At 69.8% G+C, this 21,303-nt stretch carries 18 protein-coding genes; 12 read left to right on the forward strand and 6 right to left on the reverse strand.

Going from position 1 to position 21,303, the window contains the following annotated elements:
• Position 1 precedes the first annotated feature (1 nt).
• On the forward strand, positions 2-1,408 hold the full coding sequence (locus OPF83_RS03775) for a class II 3-deoxy-7-phosphoheptulonate synthase (RefSeq protein WP_264885868.1): 1,407 nt from the start codon (positions 2-4) through the stop codon (positions 1,406-1,408).
• Between the two features lie 57 nt (positions 1,409-1,465).
• On the opposite strand, the gene pknB is transcribed toward OPF83_RS03775, so the two are convergent.
• Positions 1,466-3,730, reverse strand: coding sequence for a Stk1 family PASTA domain-containing Ser/Thr kinase (gene pknB, locus OPF83_RS03780; protein ID WP_264885869.1), 2,265 nt, complete (start codon positions 3,728-3,730; stop codon positions 1,466-1,468).
• Positions 3,731-3,861: 131 nt separating this feature from the next.
• On the opposite strand from pknB, the gene OPF83_RS03785 reads away from it, so the two are divergent.
• Positions 3,862-4,230, forward strand: a complete 369-nt coding sequence (locus OPF83_RS03785) for an Rv2175c family DNA-binding protein (RefSeq protein WP_264885870.1) — start codon at positions 3,862-3,864, stop codon at positions 4,228-4,230.
• 58 nt (positions 4,231-4,288) lie between these two features.
• Here the strand turns inward: OPF83_RS03785 and mptB are convergent, their stop codons facing one another.
• Together mptB and OPF83_RS03795 are read right to left on the reverse strand one after the other, a co-directional pair.
• Complete coding sequence (gene mptB / locus OPF83_RS03790) at positions 4,289-5,776, reverse strand: polyprenol phosphomannose-dependent alpha 1,6 mannosyltransferase MptB (RefSeq protein ID WP_264885871.1); 1,488 nt, start codon at positions 5,774-5,776, stop codon at positions 4,289-4,291.
• 93 nt (positions 5,777-5,869) lie between these two features.
• Complete coding sequence (locus tag OPF83_RS03795) at positions 5,870-6,940, reverse strand: polyprenyl synthetase family protein (RefSeq protein WP_264885872.1); 1,071 nt, start codon at positions 6,938-6,940, stop codon at positions 5,870-5,872.
• 105 nt (positions 6,941-7,045) lie between these two features.
• Here OPF83_RS03795 and metF point away from each other — a divergent pair, with 105 nt between their 5' ends.
• A complete protein-coding gene (metF, locus tag OPF83_RS03800; RefSeq protein WP_264885873.1) occupies positions 7,046-8,023 on the forward strand; it encodes a methylenetetrahydrofolate reductase [NAD(P)H] in 978 nt (325 codons plus the stop codon).
• Between the two features lie 13 nt (positions 8,024-8,036).
• Here the strand turns inward: metF and OPF83_RS03805 are convergent, their stop codons facing one another.
• The 3 genes from OPF83_RS03805 to OPF83_RS03815 are packed head-to-tail and all read right to left on the reverse strand — an operon-like array spanning position 8,037 to position 10,932.
• Positions 8,037-8,765, reverse strand: coding sequence for a DUF3153 domain-containing protein (locus OPF83_RS03805; protein WP_264885874.1), 729 nt, complete (start codon positions 8,763-8,765; stop codon positions 8,037-8,039).
• Entirely contained in the window at positions 8,762-10,348 is a 1,587-nt protein-coding gene (locus OPF83_RS03810) for an NAD(P)/FAD-dependent oxidoreductase (protein ID WP_264885875.1), read from the reverse strand. Before OPF83_RS03810 ends, OPF83_RS03805 begins: the two co-directional genes overlap by 4 nt.
• Positions 10,345-10,932 carry an N-acetyltransferase gene (locus tag OPF83_RS03815; protein WP_264885876.1) on the reverse strand — a complete coding sequence of 196 codons (588 nt, stop codon included), beginning with the start codon at positions 10,930-10,932 and terminating at the stop codon, positions 10,345-10,347. The genes OPF83_RS03810 and OPF83_RS03815 overlap by 4 nt, the downstream gene beginning before the upstream one ends.
• Before the next feature lie 109 nt (positions 10,933-11,041).
• Here OPF83_RS03815 and OPF83_RS03820 point away from each other — a divergent pair, with 109 nt between their 5' ends.
• The 9 genes from OPF83_RS03820 to mraY all read left to right on the forward strand — a co-directional run bounded on the left by OPF83_RS03820 (position 11,042) and on the right by mraY (position 21,302).
• A complete protein-coding gene (locus OPF83_RS03820) occupies positions 11,042-11,449 on the forward strand; it encodes an SAV_6107 family HEPN domain-containing protein (protein ID WP_264885877.1) in 408 nt (135 codons plus the stop codon).
• Between the two features lie 173 nt (positions 11,450-11,622).
• Complete coding sequence (locus tag OPF83_RS03825; protein WP_264885878.1) at positions 11,623-12,042, forward strand: DUF3040 domain-containing protein; 420 nt, start codon at positions 11,623-11,625, stop codon at positions 12,040-12,042.
• A gap of 625 nt (positions 12,043-12,667) precedes the next feature.
• A complete protein-coding gene (locus tag OPF83_RS03830; protein ID WP_264885879.1) occupies positions 12,668-13,144 on the forward strand; it encodes a division/cell wall cluster transcriptional repressor MraZ in 477 nt (158 codons plus the stop codon).
• A gap of 172 nt (positions 13,145-13,316) precedes the next feature.
• Positions 13,317-14,333 carry a 16S rRNA (cytosine(1402)-N(4))-methyltransferase RsmH gene (rsmH, locus tag OPF83_RS03835; protein ID WP_264885880.1) on the forward strand — a complete coding sequence of 339 codons (1,017 nt, stop codon included), beginning with the start codon at positions 13,317-13,319 and terminating at the stop codon, positions 14,331-14,333.
• Complete coding sequence (locus tag OPF83_RS03840) at positions 14,330-15,130, forward strand: hypothetical protein (protein ID WP_264885881.1); 801 nt, start codon at positions 14,330-14,332, stop codon at positions 15,128-15,130. The genes rsmH and OPF83_RS03840 overlap by 4 nt, the downstream gene beginning before the upstream one ends.
• 25 nt (positions 15,131-15,155) lie before the next feature.
• A complete protein-coding gene (locus tag OPF83_RS03845; protein ID WP_375546199.1) occupies positions 15,156-17,054 on the forward strand; it encodes a peptidoglycan D,D-transpeptidase FtsI family protein in 1,899 nt (632 codons plus the stop codon).
• A 74-nt stretch (positions 17,055-17,128) separates the two neighbouring features.
• On the forward strand, positions 17,129-18,712 hold the full coding sequence (locus OPF83_RS03850; RefSeq protein WP_264885883.1) for a UDP-N-acetylmuramoyl-L-alanyl-D-glutamate--2,6-diaminopimelate ligase: 1,584 nt from the start codon (positions 17,129-17,131) through the stop codon (positions 18,710-18,712).
• Positions 18,709-20,214: a UDP-N-acetylmuramoyl-tripeptide--D-alanyl-D-alanine ligase gene (gene murF / locus OPF83_RS03855; protein WP_264885884.1), complete on the forward strand. Its 1,506-nt coding sequence runs from the start codon at positions 18,709-18,711 to the stop codon at positions 20,212-20,214. Before OPF83_RS03850 ends, murF begins: the two co-directional genes overlap by 4 nt.
• Positions 20,211-21,302 carry a phospho-N-acetylmuramoyl-pentapeptide-transferase gene (gene mraY / locus OPF83_RS03860; protein WP_264885885.1) on the forward strand — a complete coding sequence of 364 codons (1,092 nt, stop codon included), beginning with the start codon at positions 20,211-20,213 and terminating at the stop codon, positions 21,300-21,302. Before murF ends, mraY begins: the two co-directional genes overlap by 4 nt.
• The last annotated feature ends 1 nt before the right edge of the window (position 21,303 follow it).

Consider the following 21,303-nt stretch of genomic DNA (forward strand, 5'->3'; position numbering starts at 1 on the left):
GGTGAGTAACTGGACAGTCGACGTCGACATCGCACAGCTCCCCGAACTGCCCCCGCTCTCCGCGGACCTGGACAGGAAGCTGGCGGATGCGCTCTCCCGGCCGGCCCTCCAGCAGCCGTCGTGGGACCCCCAGCACGCTGCCGCGATGCGTAAGGTCCTCGAGAGTGTGCCGCCGATCTGTGTCGCCTCCGAGGTCGAGCACCTCTCGGACCGTCTCGCCGAGGTGGCCCACGGGCGGGCGTTCCTCCTCCAGGGCGGCGACTGCGCGGAGACCTTCGAGGCCAACACCGAGCCCCACATCAAGGGGGTGCTCCGCACCCTCCTGCAGATGTCCGTCGTCCTGACCTACGGTGCCTCGATGCCCGTGGTCAAGGTCGGCCGCATCGCCGGCCAGTACGCCAAGCCACGCTCCGCGGACCGTGACGGCGCCGGTCTGCTGTCCTACCGTGGGGACATGGTCAACGCCCTCGAGGCGGACGAGGAAGCCCGGCAGCACGACCCGTCACGGCTGGTCCGCGCCTACGCCAACGCGGCCGCCGCGATGAACCTGGTCCGGTCGCTGACCGCGTCCGGGACCGCTGACCTACACCGCGTGCACGAGTGGAACATGGAGTTCGTGGCCGGTTCCCCGGCCGGCGCCCGGTACGAGGCGCTGGCAGCCGAGGTCGATCGCGGACTGCGCTTCATGGATGCCTGCGGTGTCTCGGACGCCAACCTCCGCTCGGCGGACATATACTCCTCGCACGAGGCGCTCGTCCTGGACTACGAGCGCGCCATGCTGCGCCTGGCCGACGACGGCACGGGACTCAGCGGCGACGCCGAGCCGGGCCTGTACGACCTGTCGGCCCACTTCCTGTGGATCGGCGAGCGGACCCGTGGGATCGACGACGCCCACGTGGCGTTCGCGTCGATGATCCAGAACCCGATCGGCCTCAAGATCGGTCCCACCACGAGCCCGGAACTCGCGGTGGAGTACGTGAAGAAGCTCGATCCGGACAACCGTCCCGGCCGCCTGACCCTTGTCTCCCGTATGGGCAACGACAAGGTCCGCGAGGCGCTGCCCCCGATCGTCAGGGCGGTCGAGGAGACCGGTCACAAGGTGATCTGGCAGTGCGACCCGATGCACGGCAACACCCACTCCACGTCGAACGGCTACAAGACCCGTCACTTCGACCGGATCATCGACGAGGTGCAGGGCTTCTTCGAGGTCCACCGGGCGATCGGGTCGCATCCCGGCGGCATTCACATCGAGCTGACCGGCGAGGACGTCACCGAGTGCCTGGGCGGCGCCCAGGACATCTCGGACCTCGACCTCGAAGGCCGCTACGAGACCGCCTGCGACCCCCGGCTCAACACCCAGCAGTCGCTGGAGCTGTCCTACCTGGTCGCGGAGATGCTCCGCAGCTGACGGTCCTGCCCAGGGCTGCGGTTAAGCCCGGGGCGGCAAGTCTGTCCAGGCCGCGGCTCAGCCCAGGGCGTCGATCTCGACCTCGGTGCCCCGGGCAACGAGCTGACCGGGCAGCGGAGTCTGTCCGTAGACGATGCCGCTGCCGGTGCCGGTGTCGATGGTGGCCTCCAGCCCGGCCTCCCGGAGGGTCTTGCGGGCGTCGGAGGCCTTGGCCCCCAGGACCACGGGCACGCGCACGGAATCCGACGGGACCACACGCAGGACCGCGTTGACCGGGTCGAGTCGGGTGCCGGCGGGCGGCTCCGTGCTCACCACACGTCCGTCGGTGATCCGACGGTCGGTGACGGCTGGCTCGGTGACGATGGTGAACCCGGCCTTCTCGAGGACCTCGGTCGCCTCGTCGAGCGGGACGTCGCGGATGTCGGGCACCGTGAGTGCGTTGGAGACCAGCAGCGTCACGGCGTCGCCCCGGGACACGTCTGAACCGGCGTCCGGGCTGGTGCCCACGGCGTGCCCACCGTCGACCTCGTCGTCGTAGACCCTCTCCACCTCGGACACGGTCAGGCCCACACCCTCGATCGCGGCACGCGCCTGGTCCTCCTGTAGCCCCACCACGTCGGGCACGGCGACCGGTGCCGGACCGGAGCTGGTGACCATCGCCACCCGGGTCCCCACGTCGACGGTCGTGCCGGGACGCGGGTCCAACGACACGACCTCGCCCACGGGGACCGAGTCGGAATGGGTGGTCTCGCCGCGCACGGGCTCGAGGGAGTACTCACGAAGCACCGCCGACACCGCGTCGGTGGACCGGTCCGCGCCGACCTCGGGCACGACCGGGCGGCCCACCGAGACCAACAGGTCCACGGTGTCGCCCCGGGGGATCCGTGATCCGGCGGCGGGATCTGTTCCCATGAGCTGGCTCGGGGGAACGTCGTTGCTGAACGCGTCACGCGTGGTTGCCGTCAGTCCGATGCCGGTGACGGCCTCGGTGGCCTGCCCCACGGACATGCCCTGCACCGAGGGCACCTCGACGAACCGGCCCGATCCGAGCCACCATCCGGCGACTGCCAGGGCGATCGCGGCGGCGAGCACCACGATCAGCCACAGCAGTCCCGGTTTGCGACGGGGACGAATCATGTCCCGCTGCGGCGCCACCTCCACTTCTCCCGGAGGATAAGGGCCTGCCGCGGCACCGTTCCAGTGCTGCGGGTGGCCGGAGGGATCAGGGGCGTGCTCATCGGGATGTCCGCCGGTCCCCGGCGGTCCACCGGACCCGGGTGGGGCCCCCGTGGCGGGGATCATCCGTGTCTCGACGCGGGTCGGCACGGGACCGGCCCCGTGCCGGACGGCCTCGCCGCTCTCCCTGTCGGCGGCGTCGAACTCGGACTCGCTGCCGGGGGCGGAGCGGGCGGCGTTGGCCCGGGCCCGCGACCACGAGGACTCCCGCGGCGCGGGGACCACGTAGTCGGGGAAGCGGCCGTCGCGGGCGGCGCGGCCGAGGTCCTGCAACATCTCGTCAGCGTCCGCGTAGCGGTCCGCGGTGCTGCGTCGGGTCGCGCGGAGCACGAAGTGGTCGAGGTCCTCGGCGACATGGTCCGAGTGGTCCGACGGCGCGGGGACGTCGGTCTCGAGGCGGCGGTAGGCCACCGCGATGTTGTTGTCGCCGCTGAACGGCGGTTCGCCGGTGAGCATCTCGTAGGCGAGCACCCCGAGGGAGTACAGGTCGGAGCGGCCGTCGGTGTCCGCTCCGGAGATCTGTTCGGGGGAGAGGTACGCGGCCGTGCCCATCACGACGCTGCTCGAGGTGGCGCGGGATTCGGCGACGGCGCGGACCAGGCCGAAGTCGGCGAGTTTGACGGCGCCGTTCGTGGAGATCAGCACGTTCTCCGGCTTGATGTCGCGGTGGACGAGGCCTGCGGCGTGGGCCTCGCTCAGCGCCCCGAGGAGGGGGCGCAGCACGGCGGCCGCCGCGTACGGGGGCATGGGCCCCCGCTCGTCGAGGAGCTCGCGCAGCGTGCCACCGGGGACGAGTTCCATGACGAGGAATGCGGTCTCGCCCTCGACGCCCTGGTCGAAGACCTGGACGATGCCGGGGTCCGAGAGCCGTGCGGCGGAGCGTGCCTCGAGAGTGAATCTGTCGACGAACGCCCGGTCCCCGGCGAGTTGGGGGTCGAGGAGTTTGACGGCCACGTGACGGTCCAGCCGCTCGTCGGTGGCGAGGTGGACGATTGACATCCCGCCGCGCGCGATCACGGCATCGAGCCGGTACCGCCCGTCGAGCAGTGTGCCCGGCCTCGGAAGCTGCGCGTCGTGGGTACTCATGAGGTCCATTCTGCCCCTCCCGTCCCCGATGTGGAATGCCGGAACCGGTGTCAGGTGTCCGGATGGCGCTACCGGGAGTCCCGACGCCGCTGGTGCTGCCCGTCGGGGGTCGGGGTACTAGCCTGGTGTCCGTGAGTAAGTTCCCGCACTGCGACGACGTCCTGCCCGCTGATGTCCCGACCGTCAACCTCCCGGAGGTCTCGGACAGGCTGGGCATCCCGGTCACCCGGGTGCACGATCTCCTGCGCGACGGCGCGCTGATCGCGATCAAGCGTGACGGCGTGGTGGTGGTACCGGAGGTATTTTTCGACGACGACGACGAGGTCGTGCGTTTCCTCCCCGGCCTCGTCTCCGTTCTCCGCGACGGCGGCTACCAGGACGACGAGATCCTGCGGTGGCTGTTCGAGGCGGACGAGTCCCTTCCGGGACGACCGGCAGACGCCCTCCACGGCCACCGGGCGCGTGAGGTCGTCCGTCGCGCCCAGGCCATGGCGTTCTGACCACAGGCCATCACTTTCTGACCGCGGTCCATGACGTTCCGAACCGGGGACCCGGACGTCAGGACGCCGTGACGTCTCCGTCCCGGCTGTCGGAGGTCGTCCGCCACCACCACGCCGCGGCGGCGACGGAGGCGAGAACCGAGGCCACCACGATCACTGGGCTGTAGAGGCTCGTCGAGCCGTTCGGCCCGATCGCCGTCACGAGGAACAAGGTCACCCCCACGGCTGCGGTCGTCGACCGCGGTCCGGGGCGTGCCAGCATCCAGAACGCGGTGACCCACACGTAGTACCAGGGCCACGCCAGCGAGTTGAGCACCATGAACGCGATCAGTGCGACGAGGACGCCGCGCACCGCGGTGCGTGTGTCGCGGCGGTACAGCCACCACACCACGACCAGCACGAGCGCCAGCGCGAGGCGGCCCACGTCCCGGGACACGGCGAGGATGTCGGCGAAACCGGGCGAGGAAATCACGGCGCCGAGCACGTGGGCCACGGCGGTGGGGACGCTGAGGTAGTTGATCACGCGGTCGGAGACGGAGATCGCGGAGATCCAGCCGAGTCCCGTGCCCGAGGCCAGCGTCGCCAGAGCGAACACGATCGACGCCGTTATCGCGGAGATCACCATGTCCTTGATCGCACCTGTCAGGGGGTGGCCACCGGGCCGGGCGTCGGGGGAGTGTCGACGTCGGTCGAGGGCGATCCACAGCAGGAAGGGCGCCACGATCACCGCGGTGGCCTTGAACGCCACGGCGAGGCCCACGGCCACGCCGGCCCACGCGTACCGACGGTCCAGCGTGAGGACCACCGCGGCGAGGCACGCCACAAGGGGGAACACCTCGTTGTGGAGGCCGCCGGACAGGTGGATGACGGTCAGCGGTGACGCGCCGGCCATCCAGACGGCCGGGCCGGCGTCGACCCCGAGTCGCCGGGCGGCGGCCACGATCAGCAGGAGCATCGCGGCGACGCCGAGCAGCACCACCACTCGCAGAAGGAGGATCCCGACCGTCGGGTGCCCTCCGGACAGTCCGGCCACGATGCGCATGAGCAGCAGGTGCAGGGGACCGTACGGGGTCGGGGTCGATCGCCAGTCGGGGCTGACCTCGTCGGTGAAGGGCCCGGGGTTGGCGTCCGGCCCGAGCTCGTAGGGATCGCCCCCGGCGCCGGTCATCGCGCCCTGGGCGAGGTAGGACCAGGCGTCACCACTGAACAGGGGGACGGCGGGGAGCAGCGGGACGGACCACAGCGCGGTGGCCCACGCGCCGTCACCGACGGGCAGGCGTCCGGCGACGGCGCGGGGTCCCAGGGCGAGCCAGGAGGTGACCAGGAGGAGGACGCCGATCCAGCACAGGATCAGCGCCAGGATCGCGCCGTGGCCGTAGGTGTAGCCGGGCAGACCCAGTGCCACGGCCGGCCCGCCGTCCGCGGGCAGCGCCCCGACGCCGAAACCGGCGATGGTGACCAGCGCCGAGCCGAGGACCCCGCGACGCAGGGCCGGTCCCGACGGGCCGGCGAGGGCGGTGCGCAGCGAGGTCGTCACCCGTGCCACCGGCGTCACCCGGGCTGTCGTGGTCGCCGGTGTGGACGACGACGACAACGACGCTCCCGTCTCCGGGGTCGGTTCGGTGGCCGGCGGCACGGTCTACGCCCGGCGGCGGGTGGCGGCCTCGGCCAGGTCCCGCAGGGTGTCCCGCCCGCTCGCGGTGACGGCGTCGGTGTCGATGGCGTCGAGCGCCCGGGTCGTCAACGTGTCGATCTCCGCCTCGACGGTGGCAACGGCGCCGGAGTCCACGAAGATGCGGCGGACCCGCTCGAGCGCGGCCTCGTCGAGTTCCGTGCCGAGGACACCGAGCACGAAGTCGACGTCGGCCGGGTCGGCGAGGGTCGTGGCCCGGGCGAGGAGCAGCGTCCGCTTGCCTTCTCGGAGGTCGTCGCCGGAGGGCTTGCCCGTGACCGCCGGATCGCCGAAGACCCCGAGCAGGTCGTCCCGGAGCTGGAACGCCTGGCCCACGGCGATGCCGTAGTCCCGTAGCGCCGAGATGGTCTCGGGGCCCGCACCCGCGAGCTCCGCACCGATGTGGAGCGGACGATCGACCGTGTAGGCGGCGGTCTTGAAGCGGTTCACGCGAGCCGGGGTGACCTCGTCGGTGGCGCCCGAGGCCTCCGCGAGGATGTCGAGCATCTGCCCGGAGAGCACCTCGGTCTTCATCGCGTACCAGGGCGCGAGCGCCCTGGTCAGTGCGTCTCCGCTAACGCCGGAGGTCACGAACATCTCGTCCGCCCAGGTGAGGGCGAGGTCTCCGAGGAGAATGGCCTGCGAGACGCCGTACCGACCCGCGTCACCCTCCCAGTCCGCGTCGCGGTGCGCCGCTTCGGTCCTGCGGTGGACCGTCGGTCGGCCCCGGCGGGTGTCGGAGGCGTCGATGATGTCGTCGTGGACGAGCGCGCAGGCCTGGATCAGTTCCAGGGCCGCGCAGGCGGTCACCACCTCGTCGGGAACCGGCGCGCCATCAGGGTCCGCGGCGGTCCATCCGGCGAGCGCGAACCGGGGGCGCATGCGCTTGCCGCCGTCGAGCACGAAGTCCGACAGCAACCCGACCAGGCGACCCACCCTGCCGTCGACGCCGTCCACGACCGCGCGTCGCCCGTCGATGTGACGGCGGAGGGCGGCGAGGACGCGTTCTCCGTCGTCGGGACGAGTCTCCGGGGCCAACGGGCACCTTCCCTTCCGGGCATCCGGTGTGGACGCCCTCGTCGTCGACGATCCTAGTCGGCGGGCGGACAAGGGGCTTTCCGCGCGTCGGGCTAGTCTGGTCGTGTGACCCAGCTTCCCGATTTCGTTCCGACGGACGGTGGCCGGCACCCGAGCATCGTGGAGCGGATCGCCGCGTCGACCACTCCCCGGGTTCCGTTCTCCGTGGAGTTCTACCCGCCTCGTGACGAGGCCGCGGAGGACCGGCTCTGGCGGGCCGCCTCGGTGTTCTCGGAGCTCGGGGCGTCGTTCGCGTCCGTCACCTACGGTGCCGGTGGATCGACCAGGGACCGCACGGTCCGGGTGGTCGAACGCATCGTGCGGGAGACCGACATCCTGCCGATCGCCCACCTCACAGCGGTCGGTCACACTGTCGACGAGCTGCGCGAGATGATCCGCCTGTACGGCGAGGCCGGTGTGTCGAACATCCTGGCTCTCCGAGGTGATCCGCCGGGCGATCCGCTGGGTGAGTGGACCGCACATCCCGAGGGGCTCCACTACGCGGCGGAACTGGTCCGTCTCATCCACGGGGTGGGCGACTTCCACGTCGGCGTCGCGTCGTTCCCCGAGGGGCACTATCGCGCACGCGATCTCGATCACGACACGGAGGTGTTGGTCGGCAAGCTGCGCGCCGGTGCCGAGTACTCGATCACGCAGATGTTCTGGGACGTGGACGACTATCTGCGCCTGCGTGACAGGGTCGTCGCGGCCGACCCGGAGCAGGGTGCCAAGCCGATCATCCCCGGCCTGATGCCGGTGACGAGTCTGCGGGTCGTCCGCCGGATGGTGGAGCTGTCCGGCTGTGAGCTTCCGAGGGGTCTCTCGGACAAGCTGCGGTCGGCCGCCGGTGACGGCCCCGAGGAGGACCGGCCGGCGGTGCGCGAGGTCGGGATCGAGTTCGCGACCGGACTCTGCGAGCGGCTCATCGCCGAGGGCGCCCCGTGTCTGCACTTCAACACGCTGAACTTCTCCCGCGCGACCCACGAGGTCCTGGCGAATCTGTCGATGGTGCCGTCAGCAGGACTGTCGGTCGGTTCGAACTGAGCCGGGCGTCGGCTCAGCGCACCAGCCGGTCGGCGCGTGCTCGCGACGTCCGGGCTGCCAACACGGTGCCGATCGACACCAGCAGTGCGGCGCCGATCCCCACGATCATCCACACCGCGAAGCCTCGGGCGGCGGGATCGGGGTAGGACGACGAGGCCTGCATCCGGGTGATCGATCCCGGCGCCGGGTTCCAGCTGACGGTGTTCCCCGCCCCCACGGTTCCGTTCGTCTCGCTGATGCGATTGGGAAACGTCAAGTCGACCTGGGTGGTGGAGTTCTCCGACCGATCCGCCGGAACTCCGGACAGGTCCACCGAGCCGCTGAACGTCACGGTGTCACCGCTCCGCCGGAAACTCATGGTGTAGGGCCTGGCCCCCTCGATGTCCACGGCCAGCGCGAGCGCGTCGATCTCGGCGAACGTCAACTGGGTGAAGTAGATCTCCTTGCCGGTGAAACCGTCAGCGGAGTACGGGGTGATCCGGACCTTGTTCTCGAGCCCGGACGGCGTGCCGATCCGGTCCAGCGCGGCTGCCTGGGAGGCCTGATCCGCGGCGACGAGGATACGACCGGAGACGGTGTCGTCCTTGCGGACACTCATCTGCGCGTTGAGCTGCAGGCAGCCGGTGAGGACGAACAGCATGGTGACCAGTGCCGTGACACCGGCCAGCCGCCTGGTCAGAGGCGACCGTCCAGGGGCTGCGGTCACTGGTGCGGTCGTCTGTGGTGCGGTCACGGCTGTCATTGTGCCCGCGCGGCCCGCCGACGGCGTCCCGACGTGCCGAGTCGACGACTGACCAGTCGGGCGACGGTCCGGCCGCTCGTCCCGATGACCCCGCCACCCGGATGTGTCGAGGCGCCGGCGAGGAAGACCCCGTCGGCGCCGGGCACGGTGTGGCCGCGGAGATCCGGATGCGGGCGCATGGGCAACATCTGGTCCAGTGACATCTCGACGTGCATGACGTTGCCTCCGATGAGCCCCAGTTCGGTCTCGAGGTCTTCCGGGGTCTGGACGTGTCGGTGGATGATCGAGTCGGCCAGACCCGGGGCGAATCGATCAGCGGCCGCGATGATCCGGTCGGCCTCACCCGGCCCGGCCTCCGCCCAGGACCGACCGCCGTCGAGGTGCCGCGGATGCCACTGGGACCACAAGGTGAGCTCGTGACGTCCCTCGGGTGCGAGTGAGGGGTCGAGCGAACTGAAGCTCATCGCGAGCACGGCCGGGTCCTCGTCCAGGCGTCCTGCGGCGGCGTTCCCGTACCGACGGTCCAGCTGCCGTCGATCAGTGACGAGGAGCTGCAGTCCGTGGGAACTGTCGGTGATCGGGACTCCCGGGTATCGGGGGAGGTCGTTGGTCCCGAGCCTGACCACCATGCCCAGTCCGAATCCCGGGCGGATCCGGCGACGCCAGCCGTCGAGAGTGGTGGCGGGGAGCGCCGGGTCGAGAAGATCCAGCGTCGTGTGGACGTGGCAGGCGGCCACGACGGCCGAGCAGTCGAGTGTGCCCCCACCCGCGGTCTCGACCCGCCAGCCCTGTCCCCGCCGCCGGATCGCGGTGGCACCGTCGCCGGAGGTGATGGTGCCCCCCTCCGACCGGACCACCGAGACCAACGCGTCGGCGAGGGCTCCCGAGCCGCCGATCGCACGCCCCGGTGGGATCGAGTGCATCAGGGCGGCGAACCCGATCATCGGTGCGGTCGCCGGATGCGACATCGGTGGGCCGGACTGGGCACCGAACCACGAGAGCGCCGCCTTCAACCGCTCGGAATCGAATGTGGCGTCGAGGAGTGCGTCGCCCGAGGAGAGGAACGTCTGGACCGCACCGAAGGGATCACGGAGGTCCTCCATCCCGAGAAACGCCGATCCGAGGCCTGCCGCGGTGGGTCGTACCGCGAAGCCCTTCATCATGCGACCCGCGAGTACCTCCCACCGGCGGACGAACGACCTGTAGGCGTCGGCGTCCGCCGTGCCGCAGGCGTCGGCGATGCTCCGGCAGGTGGCGTCCAGATCTCGGTGGAACACGATCGGTGGTTCGTCGGATCCCGGTGGTGCCGGCGCGAATCCCCAGGGGTCGCAGTCGACGTACCGGAGTCCGTGGGCCGCGAGATCGAGCTCTTCGGGGATGCCCGTGTGCCGGATCATCAGATGTGCCGACGACCCGCGGTCGGTCAGGTGCCCCGGATACCTCTCGACGGTCGAGGTCGCCCCACCGATGACGGTGTCCTTCTCCACGACGTGGACGTCGAGTCCGGACCGTGCGAGGTAGGCCGCACAGGTCAGGCCGTTGTGGCCGGACCCGATCACCACGACGTCATGCGACCGTGTCATCTCGGCGCCTCCCCGTCGTCCAGGGGCAGGGGACGGGACAGTACGGCGAACGGCCTGGCGTCTCCGTCGAACCTGTGGTCCCGGAGGACATCGCCGAATCCGAGGGAGCGGTACAGCTTCCACGCGCCGTTGTCCTCGTCCTCGACCTCCGGCGTGGAGAGCATCACCGTGCCTTCGGGACGCTCCGCGAGGAAGCGGCGGAGCATCTCCCGTCCGATCCCGTTCCCCTGGTGGGCAGGGGAGACGTGGAGTTCCGTCAGCTCGACATAGTCGCCGGGGAGCTCGAGGCCGCGTGCACGGAGTCCCTCGGCGACCTGCCCGTACCACCACTGGCCGCGTGACCCGTGGTAGCCGTAACAGATCGCGACGAGTGGCCCGGTGGTCGGGCCGAACAGTCGCCGGCGGGGTGCCTCGAACGCGGCGTACCCGGACCAGCCGACCCGCCTGCTGTGCTCCAGCCATGCGGCAGCCCGCGTGCGGATCACCTGCGGGGGGTATCCCATCGCCTCGACGTACACCCCGAGAGCCTCGGGTAGTCGGTCTCTGAAGTCGGCCGCGTCGAGCCGGGTGATCACGGTGTCCATCCGCACCATCACACCATGACCGCCCGGTCATCACCTCAGGTTGTGTCGTACCCCGGGGATAGCGTGCCGGATGACGGCAGTGGAACAGCGAGACAGGTGGTGTGCGGACATGGACAGGATCAACGGACTCCGGGCGGTCGGATCACGCGACGCCCACTCACCACTGAGTCGGGCCGAGCGGGCGGAGTCCTACCGTGGGCGTGCCATTTCCGCCTCGTCGGCGGAGGAGAGGTTCCTGGAGGCCTATCGGGCGGCGCGTGCTGCCGCAGGTGCGTTGCTCATTCCGGGCACCCGTCGGCGGGGGCCCTCGGATGTCTGGCACCGGCTGGCGGCCGAGGTTCCCGACCTGGGGGAGTGGGCGACCGCTTTCGGGGGGTATTCGGATCTCGCGGCAGCGGTCGAGGTCGGCCTTCCCCGCACGGTGCCGCCTCGGATGGCAGACGATTTCCTGTGGGCCGTGGGCAGATTTCTCGACCTCGTCGACCAGCGACTCGGCGTGCTCGGACCCGCTGCGTGACCGAACGGCCGTCCCGACACGGGCCCTCCGGATCTGAGCTGGGGAACTTTGGTGGTCTCCCTCGCGTTGCCCTCGTATGATGGGGTGAGCCATGACCGGCTGTCCCAGACTGATCGGCGTCAGCCGACTCAGCCGGCCACGCTCGTCTTCACGAGCACAAGAAGGAGGTCGCGGTGCCCCTGTCCGAGCACGAGCAGCGCATGCTCAAGGAAATCGAGAGCGCGCTCTACGCTGACGACCCCAAGTTCGCGTCGACCGTTCGTAAGTCCAGCGCTCCTGGCGTCCGTCGTCCCACGGGGATCGTCATCGGTCTCGCTGTGCTCGGAGTGGCACTCCTCATCGGTGGACTGGCTCTCGACTTCAAGCCGGGTGGTTTCCCGGTGCTCAGCCTCGTCGGCTTCCTGGTGATGTTCGCGGCCGGTGTCCTCGCGTTGCGGTCCTCGTCCGGCGCGAAGCTCGCCGGGCCCAAGAAGTCCAGCGGTCCTCGCACCTCGGGCGGTGGCCGTGCTGCGACGTCCGGCGGAAGCGATGGTCGTTCGTACTCGACCCGGATGGAAGACCGCTTCCGTCGCCGTTTCGAGCAGGATCCGTGATCTGAACAGGTACTCCAACGAATAAGGGGTGAGCGCATACGCGCTCACCTCTTTTTTTGGCTCACCCCTTGATGCTTGCGGCCGAGGGGCTTCGCCACAGGCCCCCACCGTGCCCCACGAACGGCCGGCGCACACCGCCGGGCCCCGCTGTCCCCACCGCGCCCCAACGGCGGATCGCGTCACCGGCGGACCGCAGCGCTCGCCAGTCCTCATCTCCACCGCACCAGCCCCACGTCACCCCACGTCCGGTGTGTCGACCCCATACCAGGTGCCGGCGGTGAGCTTCCCGTGGCTGAGCCAGGCACCTCACGACGAGTCGGGGTGCTGTGACCTGGTCATTTACAGAACTCTCCCCATGCCCCCACTTTCTCCCACGGAAATCACTCCTTGTCTCTCGTAAGCGCCATACAGTCACTTCAGCCTCAGAATCATCAATTCGAGATGCCGCCCTGGCGGGGCGCCTGACCCGCTTCGGAGAAATTCTCAGTCAGCGATGTGCCCTCTGACCTGTATTTATTGGCGTAGGTGGGGAGAAGTGGGGTGCAAGCCTTGTGTGTGGGGCGTTGTGGGGTACAGTGGGGCGTGCAAGGAGCTCGAAGGGGCCTGAACCGTCAGGAGGTGGCGGGTGACCGACACCGACCCCGTCGACTCAGGACGCGAACGAGCCTTTGTCGGGTACGGGACGCACCGTCCCAAGCTCGACGACAAGGGTCGACTGACGATTCCCGCCCGGTTCAGGCCTGGCCTGGCGGACGGGGTCGTGGTGTGTGGGTGGTTCACCAACACGCTCTCGGTCTTCCCGGAAGACGAGTTCGATGCGCTGGTCAGAAAGGTCCGGCCGACCGCCAACCTCAGTGAGAGGCACATGGCGTTCTTCCGGCTCCTGGTGAGCGGCGCGGAAGTCCAGCAGTTGGACTCGCAGGGGCGGATATCCATCCCGGTGAGTCAGCGGAACTACGCAGGTCTCGGTAAGGACTGCGTCGTCAACGGTCTCGGGGAGCGCCTCGAGGTCTGGGACGCCGACGCGTGGGATCGCTACAGCGAGGAGAACCTGCCCGTGTTCTCCGAGATGGAGGGCACCTCGCTCGGGATCGAGTTCTGATCCGGAGCGGAATGAAACGACGAGCACGGCACGGCACCACGGACGGAGCCCCCAGGCCCCTGCCCGGTACCACCCTGACGTACTTCCCCAACGCCAGGTGGGTCCCGGACGGGGACCAGGGGGCTTCACCACAACCGGAGCACGAACGACAATCCGGACGCGAGGAGGCGAGATGGCGGGACAGCCCGATGCCGACCGCGAAGCTGCGCGCCCCGGACACGTCCCGGTCTTCCTCGAGCGGACCATCGAACTCTTCAGGCCAGTCGTCGACGCGGCCGAAGGCCGTATCCCGGTCATCGTCGACGGCACTCTCGGGCTCGGAGGCCACACCTCCCACCTGCTTGCCGAGTTCGACTCTCTCCATGTCCTCGGCGTGGACCGGGACCCCGCCGCACTGGAGATGGCGACGCGGCGTCTCACCGCGTTCCGCGACCGCTTCACCCCGGTGCACGCGCGGTTCGACGACTTCGACGCCATCACGTCGGCGCTGCCGGCGGAATCCGTGGATGCGGCCGGTCCCGCGATCGACGGAATCCTCCTGGACTTCGGTGTCTCCTCGATGCAGCTCGATGTGGCTGACCGCGGCTTCGCCTACTCAGTGGACGCACCACTCGACATGCGGATGGACCCCACCTCGGGGCCGACTGCCGCGGACATTCTGGCCGGCTACTCGCGGGGAGACCTCGCGCGGATCTTCCGCGTCTACGGCGAGGAGCGATTCGCCCGTCAGATCGCCGCTGCGATCGTCCGACGCCGGGAGGCCGAGCCGCTCACGACGAGTTCCCAGCTCGTCGAGTTGCTCTACGACACCATCCCGCAGGGTGCCCGCCGCACCGGGGGACATCCCGGTAAGCGGGTGTTCCAGGCGCTGCGAATCGAGGTCAACTCCGAGCTCGAAGCCGTGGAGAACGCCGTGACGGGCTACCTCGACCTGCTCCGCACGGACGGTCGGGCGGTCTTCATGTCGTACCACTCGCTCGAGGACAAGATCGTCAAGCGCGAACTGTCCGAGAGGACCGCATCCAGAACGCCGGCGGGACTGCCCGTGGAGCTGCCAGGCCACGGACCGGAGTTCGCGGCAGTCACCCGCGGCGCCGAGAAGGCCTCGCAAGACGAGATAGACCACAACCCGCGCTCGGCCTCGGTCCGTGTGCGCTGTGTCCGACGTATCGACGGGAGAAACTCATGACGAGCACCATCGACACTGTCGACGCCGGAAACGGGGTCGACGACGACACGGCAAACGCCCCGGATGTCGGGACGCCGGAACGGACGGGCCGGTCGGGCCGAGGGATAGGCCTTCGGCGCAGGCCGGTCACCCGGTCGGTGCGTGGACGGCGAACCGTCGTCGTCCCGGCAGAACGCCTCACCCCGGCGGAGCTCGCATCACGTGTGCCCTTCGTCGTCGTCCTGCTGTTCGTCATCGGTGCCGGCGTCGGCGGCACCCTGTTGCTCTCGGCCCAGACCACCCAGGACACCTATGACCTGAAGAACGCGCGCGACGCCAATGTGGAACTCGTGGAGCGCATGGAGTCGCTCGAGGCCTCCAACGAGCGAGCACGGTCCGCAGAGGTGCTCGCCCAGCGGGCCGAGAAGCTCGGGATGCTGGGAGTGGCCAGCGCGCCGATCCTGACCCGTGGCTCGGACGGGGTCCTGGAGATCGTGGGTGAACCGGAGGCGACGCTCGGCGCGCCGATCAAGCCGTTGCAGCCCGCTCCGGTAGCGTCCGATCCGTCGAAGCCGTCGGACCGCGATGGATTCGACGCCCCGCCCGCCCAGGCCCCCCAGGACCGCGCGCCCAGAGGGGTCGCTCCCGTTCCGTACCCGCCAGCGCCACAGTCCCCGATGGTCAGCCCCGGACAGTCGGCACCCGCTTCGCCGGCCGAACCCGAACCGTCGGCTGAACCCGAGCCGCAGGCCCCGGCTCCGGTGGCTCCCGGCGGAGACGTCGCCACCCTGGCGCCGGTGCCGGGGCAGTCCTTCTAGAAGACAGACCGCGAAAGGCCACTCGATGACCGACCGACGACACCCGGGAACGGGTCGACGGGTCCCTCCGGGCGTCGCTCGCCCGGCGGCGCCCGGAGGCGGGCGGCTGCCGAACCGGTCGGGTCGAATCCGGACCACGGCGTCCACCGACCGTAGGTTCACCCTCATGAGGACGGCGTTGGTCCTCATCCTCGTGGTCGCGCTCGTCAAGCTGCTGTGGGTCCAGACCGTCGGTGGAACCGAACTCGCGGCACGAGCGGAGAGTCAGCGGCAGGTGCAGGAGGTGCTCCCGGCCACCCGTGGCTCGATCATCGACGTGGCGGGGGAGCCGATCGCGTTCACGCGGGAGGCCCGGGACCTGTCCATCCAGCCCCATGTCGAGGCGGAGAACGCGAAGGCCAGGCGTGAGCTGGACAGCACCAAGCCGACGTGGGACGAGTTGGTCGAGGACATCGTCGACGAGTTCGAGACGGTTCTCGGTGACTCGGTCGACCGCGAGGAGATCGAGGCCAAGCTCACCTCCGACGCCGGCTTCACCTATCTCGTCCGCAACGTCGACGTTACCCAGGCCAACGCCATCACCAAGAAGTTCCCGATGATCGGTGCCGAACGGGTCGACATCCGCGAGTACCCCGGCGGCGCTCTCGCCGCCAACGTCGTGGGTGCCACCACCAAGAGTGACGAGGGCAAACTCATCGGACTCCAGGGCATCGAGGCCTTCTTCAACGATGCGCTCGACGGCGAGGACGGCAAGCAGACCTTCGACCGCGCGCAGGACAACACGGTCATCCCCGGCACGTTGCGCAATGTCACCGAGCCCCGGGACGGCGACACGGTACGACTCACGTTGGACGCCGACCTCCAGTGGTACGTCCAGAAGGCCATCCAGTCCGCCAAGGACTCCTCCGGCGCGGAGAATGCCTCGGCTGTGGTGCTCGACGCGAAGACCGGTGAGGTCCGCGCGATGGCCAATGACAACACCTTCAACCCGGCCGTCGGGATCGGCAAGGAACTCGAGCGCGGGGCGGACCTCGGTAACCCGGCCGTGACGACCCCGTTCGAGCCCGGATCAGTGCAGAAGATCATCACCGCCGCCGCGGCGATCGAGGCCGGACTCACGGACCCGGAAGAGGTGCACTCGGTCGACGGCAGTATCAGTATGGAAGGTGTCACCGTCTCCGACGCCTGGCAGCACGGTCCCGAGGCCTACACGACGGCCGGCATCTTCGGGAAATCGTCCAACGTCGGCACTCTGATGCTCGCGCAGCGGGTCGGGAAATCCGCATTCTCCGAGTACCTGGACAAGTTCGGACTCGGACAGCGCACCGGCATCGCGCTGGCCGGTGAGTCCGAGGGCCTCGTCCCGGACCTGCAGAACTGGCAGGGCGGCACCTTCGCCAACCTCCCCATCGGTCAGGGCCTGTCCATGACCACGCTGCAGATGGCGGGGATCTACCAGACCATCGCGAACGACGGCGTGCGTGTCCCTCCCCGGATCGTCGCCGAGACCGTCGGGCCCGACGGTCAGTCCACGAAGGTGGAGCGACCGGAAGGCGAGCGGGTCGTGAGCGAGCAGACTGCACGGACGGTCCGCGACATGTTCCGGGGGGTCACGCAGTCCGGCGGCACGGGACCCCAGGCGGCCGTGGCCGGGTACCAGATCAGCGGAAAGACCGGTACCGCGCAGCAGATCGACCCGGGGTGTTCGTGCTACTCGAACTCCAGGTACTGGATCACGTTCTCCGGGATCCTGCCCGCCGATGACCCCAGGTACGTGATCGCGATCATGCTCGACGCACCGTCGCGGGGCGTCCTCGGCGCGTCGGCCGCCCCGCTGTTCCACGACATCGCGAGCTGGCTCATCAACAGGGACAACATCCCGCCGTCGGCCCCGGCCGAGGATGTGGTCCTGCAGGCGCGGTGACCTGCGCCCGGCAGGGTAGCGTGTAGCGGGTTCACAGGAGGGCACGAACGGAGAAGGCGAGGCGGGAACAGGCGATGATCACAGCTGCACAGTTGGCCAGAGCGGTGGATGCCACGCTGCTCTCGGACGCGGGCGACGCCGGTCGGGACGGTGGTCCTGGTGCCGGTGTCGAGCTCACCGGTGCCACCATCCGGGCCCAGGACGCGGGTCCCGGAGTGCTGTTCGCGGCGCTCCCGGGTGCGAAGGTCCACGGTGCCTCGTTCGCCGCGGAGGCCGTGGAGGCCGGTGCGTCGGCGGTCCTCACCGATCCGGCCGGGGTCGAGCTCATGGCCCAGATCGCCGATCGGCTCCCCGTCCTCGTGCACCCCTCGCCCCGGTCCATCCTGGGTGCCGCCTCGGCGATCGTCGCGGGGGACCCGTCCGCCGAGCTGGACGTGGTGGGGATCACCGGCACCTCTGGCAAGACCACCACGTCGTACCTCGTCGAGGCCGCGCTCGAGGGGTGCGGCGCGATCGCGGGCCTGATCGGGACCACGGGCAGTCGGATCGCCGGGCGGCCACTGCGCAGTCGCCTCACCACCCCCGAGGCGCCTGAGTTCCAGGTGCTCCTCGGTCGCATGCGCGACGAGGGGGCCCGCGCGGTCGCGGCGGAGGTCTCGAGCCATGCGCTCCGACTGGGCCGGGTCGACGGCACGCGGTTCGCGGTCGGTGCGTTCCTCAACCTCTCCCAGGACCATCTGGATTTCCATCCGGACATGGAGGACTACTTCCGTGCCAAGTGTCGGCTGTTCGACGCCGCGGCGGACCCGGGTTCGGCCGTGCGTCCGGCCGGCGCCGCCGTCGTGGTGGTCGACGACGAGTGGGGCCGCCGACTCCGCGAGCTGCGTCCTGATGCCGTCACAGTCTCATCCGTGCCCGGCGCGTCCGCCGACTGGACGGCGGGGGAGTCCGTCACCACCGACCGCGATACCCAGACCTTCACTGCCCACGGTCCGGACGGGTTCACCGTCGACGTGGAGTTGCCGATCCTCGGCCGGTTCAACGTGTCGAACGCCCTCGTCGCCCTGGCTGTGGTGGGCGCTCTCGGAGTCGACCTCCACGCCGCCGCCGAGGGCCTGCGGCATGTCCGCGTCCCGGGTCGCCTCGAGCCCGTCGTCCGGGGCCAGGACTTCCGGGTGCTCGTCGACTACGCCCACAAGCCCGGTGCCGTCGAGGCGGTCCTGCGGTCGGTCCGCGCCCAGGCGGCGGGCCGGATCGCCGTGGTGCTCGGCGCGGGAGGCGACAGGGACCCGGGCAAGCGCGCACTCATGGGCGCGGCCGCGGCGGAGGTCGCCGACCTGGTGGTGGTCACGGACGACAACCCGAGGTCGGAGGATCCGGCCACGATTCGAGCCGCCGTGCGCGCGGGTGCCGAGGACGCGGCCGGAGACCGCGCACAGGTCCTGGAGATCGGTGATCGTGGCGAGGCTATCGGCGCCGCGATCGACTGGGCCCAGATGGGCGACGTCGTGGTGATCGCCGGCAAGGGCCACGAGACCGGCCAGGAGATCAACGGCGTCGTGCACCCCTTCGACGACCGGGTCCGTGCCGCCGAGGAACTCAGCAGACGATTGGCCAACACCGCCCCTGCGGGCGAGACGGAGGACAGCAACTCATGATCGACCTCACTCTCGGTGAGATCGCCGAGATCGTCGGCGGTCGGTTGATCGGAGGTGAGTCGTCCACCGCGGTCACGGGGTCCGTCGAGTTCGATTCCCGTCGACTCACCCCGGGAGGACTGTTCCTCGCGTTGCCCGGCGAGCGGGTCGACGGCCACGATTTCGTCGGCCGTGCCCTCGACGCGGGTGCGGCGGGAGCCCTGGTCGCCCGCGAGGTCGAGGGCGTGGACGGCGCCCAGATCGTCGTGCCTCTCCTCGATCGTCGCCAGACGAACGCCATGGCGCTCGCCGCGGACGCCGACGGGTCCGGTGCGTCGGTGCTCGCGGCCCTGGGCCTGCTCGCCCGCGCCAGCATCGAGCGTCTCGTCGCCGACCACGGACTCACTGTCGTCGGCGTGACCGGCTCGTCTGGCAAGACCAGCACCAAGGACCTCATCGGTGCCGTGTTGTCGGCGGCGGGCACCGTCGTCGCCCCGCCCGGGTCGTTCAACAACGAGATCGGCCACCCGTGGACCGCCCTACGGGCGGACGAGTCGACCGATTTCCTCGTCCTCGAGCTCAGCGCCCGCGCCCCCGGTAACATCACCGAGCTCGCGGCCATCGCTCCGCCGCGCATCGGTGTGGTCCTCAACGTGGGTACCGCGCATTTGGGCGAGTTCGGGTCCCGGGAGGTCATCGCCGCGACCAAAGGGGAGCTGGTCGAGGCACTGCCGTCGGCCGCCGACGGTGGTGTCGCGGTGTTGAACGACGACGACGAGCGGGTCGCCGCGATGGACACGCGCACATCCGCCGAGGTGGTGCGTGTCGGGCTCTCGGGTTCGGCGGGCATCCGCGCGGAGAAGATCTCCTTGGACGAGGAGGTGCGCGCCTCCTTCCGGCTCATCACGCCGCAGGGTGAGGCCGATGTCTCCCTGAAAGTCCACGGTGAGCACCAGATCGGCAACGCCCTGTCCGCAGCGGCCGTGGGGCTGGCCTGCGGGATGGGTGTGGAGCAGGTGGCGGCGGCCCTCGGGACCGCGGAGTCCGCCTCGGAACGCCGCATGGACGTGCGCGTCACCGCGGACGGCGTCACCGTGATCAACGACTCGTACAACGCCAACCCGGACTCGGTCCGGGCCGCGCTCAAGTCACTTGCCGTGATGGCCCGGTCCTCGGGCGGACACCGCCGGACCTGGGCGGTCCTGGGGGAGATGGCCGAACTCGGGGACGAGTCGGTGATCGAGCACGACCTGGTGGGACGCTTCCTCGTCCGGCTGGACGTGTCCCAGCTCGTCGTCGTCGGACTGGGACGTCCCCAACGCGCCCTGTTCCAGGGCGCGGTCCAGGAGGGATCGTGGGGATCGGAGGCGGAGCACGTCGCGACCGCCGAGGAGGCCATGGCGATCCTGTCCGAGAGTGTGGAGCCGGGCGACATCGTCCTGGTGAAGGCCTCGTCGGCCGTCGGTTTGTGGAGCGTCGCCGAGCACCTGCTCGCGTCGCGTGGTGAGGAGAACCAGCAGTGACCCAGATCATGATCGCCGGCATCGTGGCGTTCGTCGTGAGCATCTTCCTCACCCCGATGCTCATCATCTACTTCCGTCGCCACGGGTACGGCCAGGAGATCCGGCTCGAGGGGCCCAAGTCCCACATGAGCAAGCGGGGGACGCCCAACATGGGTGGCCTCGCGATCCTGGCGGCGGTGTGGCTCGGCTACGTCGTGGCGGGCATCGTCGGGCACGTGACCGTGGGCGGTGGGGGGTTCACCGCCTCCGGCCTGCTCATCCTCGGTCTGGCCACCGCGTTGGCCGTGGTGGGCATGATCGATGACGGCCTCAAGGTGTTCAAGCGGCAGAACAAGGGCCTGGGCATCCTGTCCAAGACGCTCGGTCAGGTCGTGGCGGCGATCGTGTTCGCCGTCCTGGTCCTGCAGTTCCGCAACGCGGACGGCCTGACCCCGGGCAGCCGGTCGCTGAGCTACGTGCGCGATTTCGTCGCGGTGGCGTTCCCGTTCGTGGTCTTCCTGATCTTCATCGTGGTCCTGGTGTGGGGCTGGTCCAACGCGGTCAACTTCACCGACGGCCTGGACGGTCTCGCGGCCGGGTCCATGGCGATGGTGATGGGCACGTACGTGGTGTTCAGCTTCTGGCAGTTCCGCTACTCGTGCTTCTCGCCGGCAGAGGGCGTGAACCTGTCCGGGTGCTACCAGGTCCGTGACCCGCTCGATATCGCCGTGGTCTGCTCCGCGGCCCTGGGCGCGTGCCTGGGCTTCCTGTGGTGGAACGCGGCCCCGGCCAAGATCTTCATGGGGGACACCGGCTCGATGTTCCTCGGCGGCATCGTCGCCGGCGTCTCGGTGGTCTCCCGGACCGAGCTGCTCATGGTCGTGGTGGGCGCGGTGTTCGTGATCGAGTTCGTCTCGGTCATCATCCAGGTCGGCGCGTTCAAGACCACGGGCCGTCGTCCGTTCCGTATGACGCCGATCCACCACCACTTCGAGAACGGTGGCTGGGCCGAGACCACGGTGACGATCCGGTTCTGGCTCCTCGTCGCCATCTCCTGTGGTCTGGCGATCGCGCTGTTCTACGGCGACTGGCTCGCGGCGTCGTCGTGAG

Origin of the sequence: Dietzia sp. NCCP-2495, from assembly GCF_026011735.1 — a bacterium.
GTDB lineage: Bacteria > Actinomycetota > Actinomycetes > Mycobacteriales > Mycobacteriaceae > Dietzia.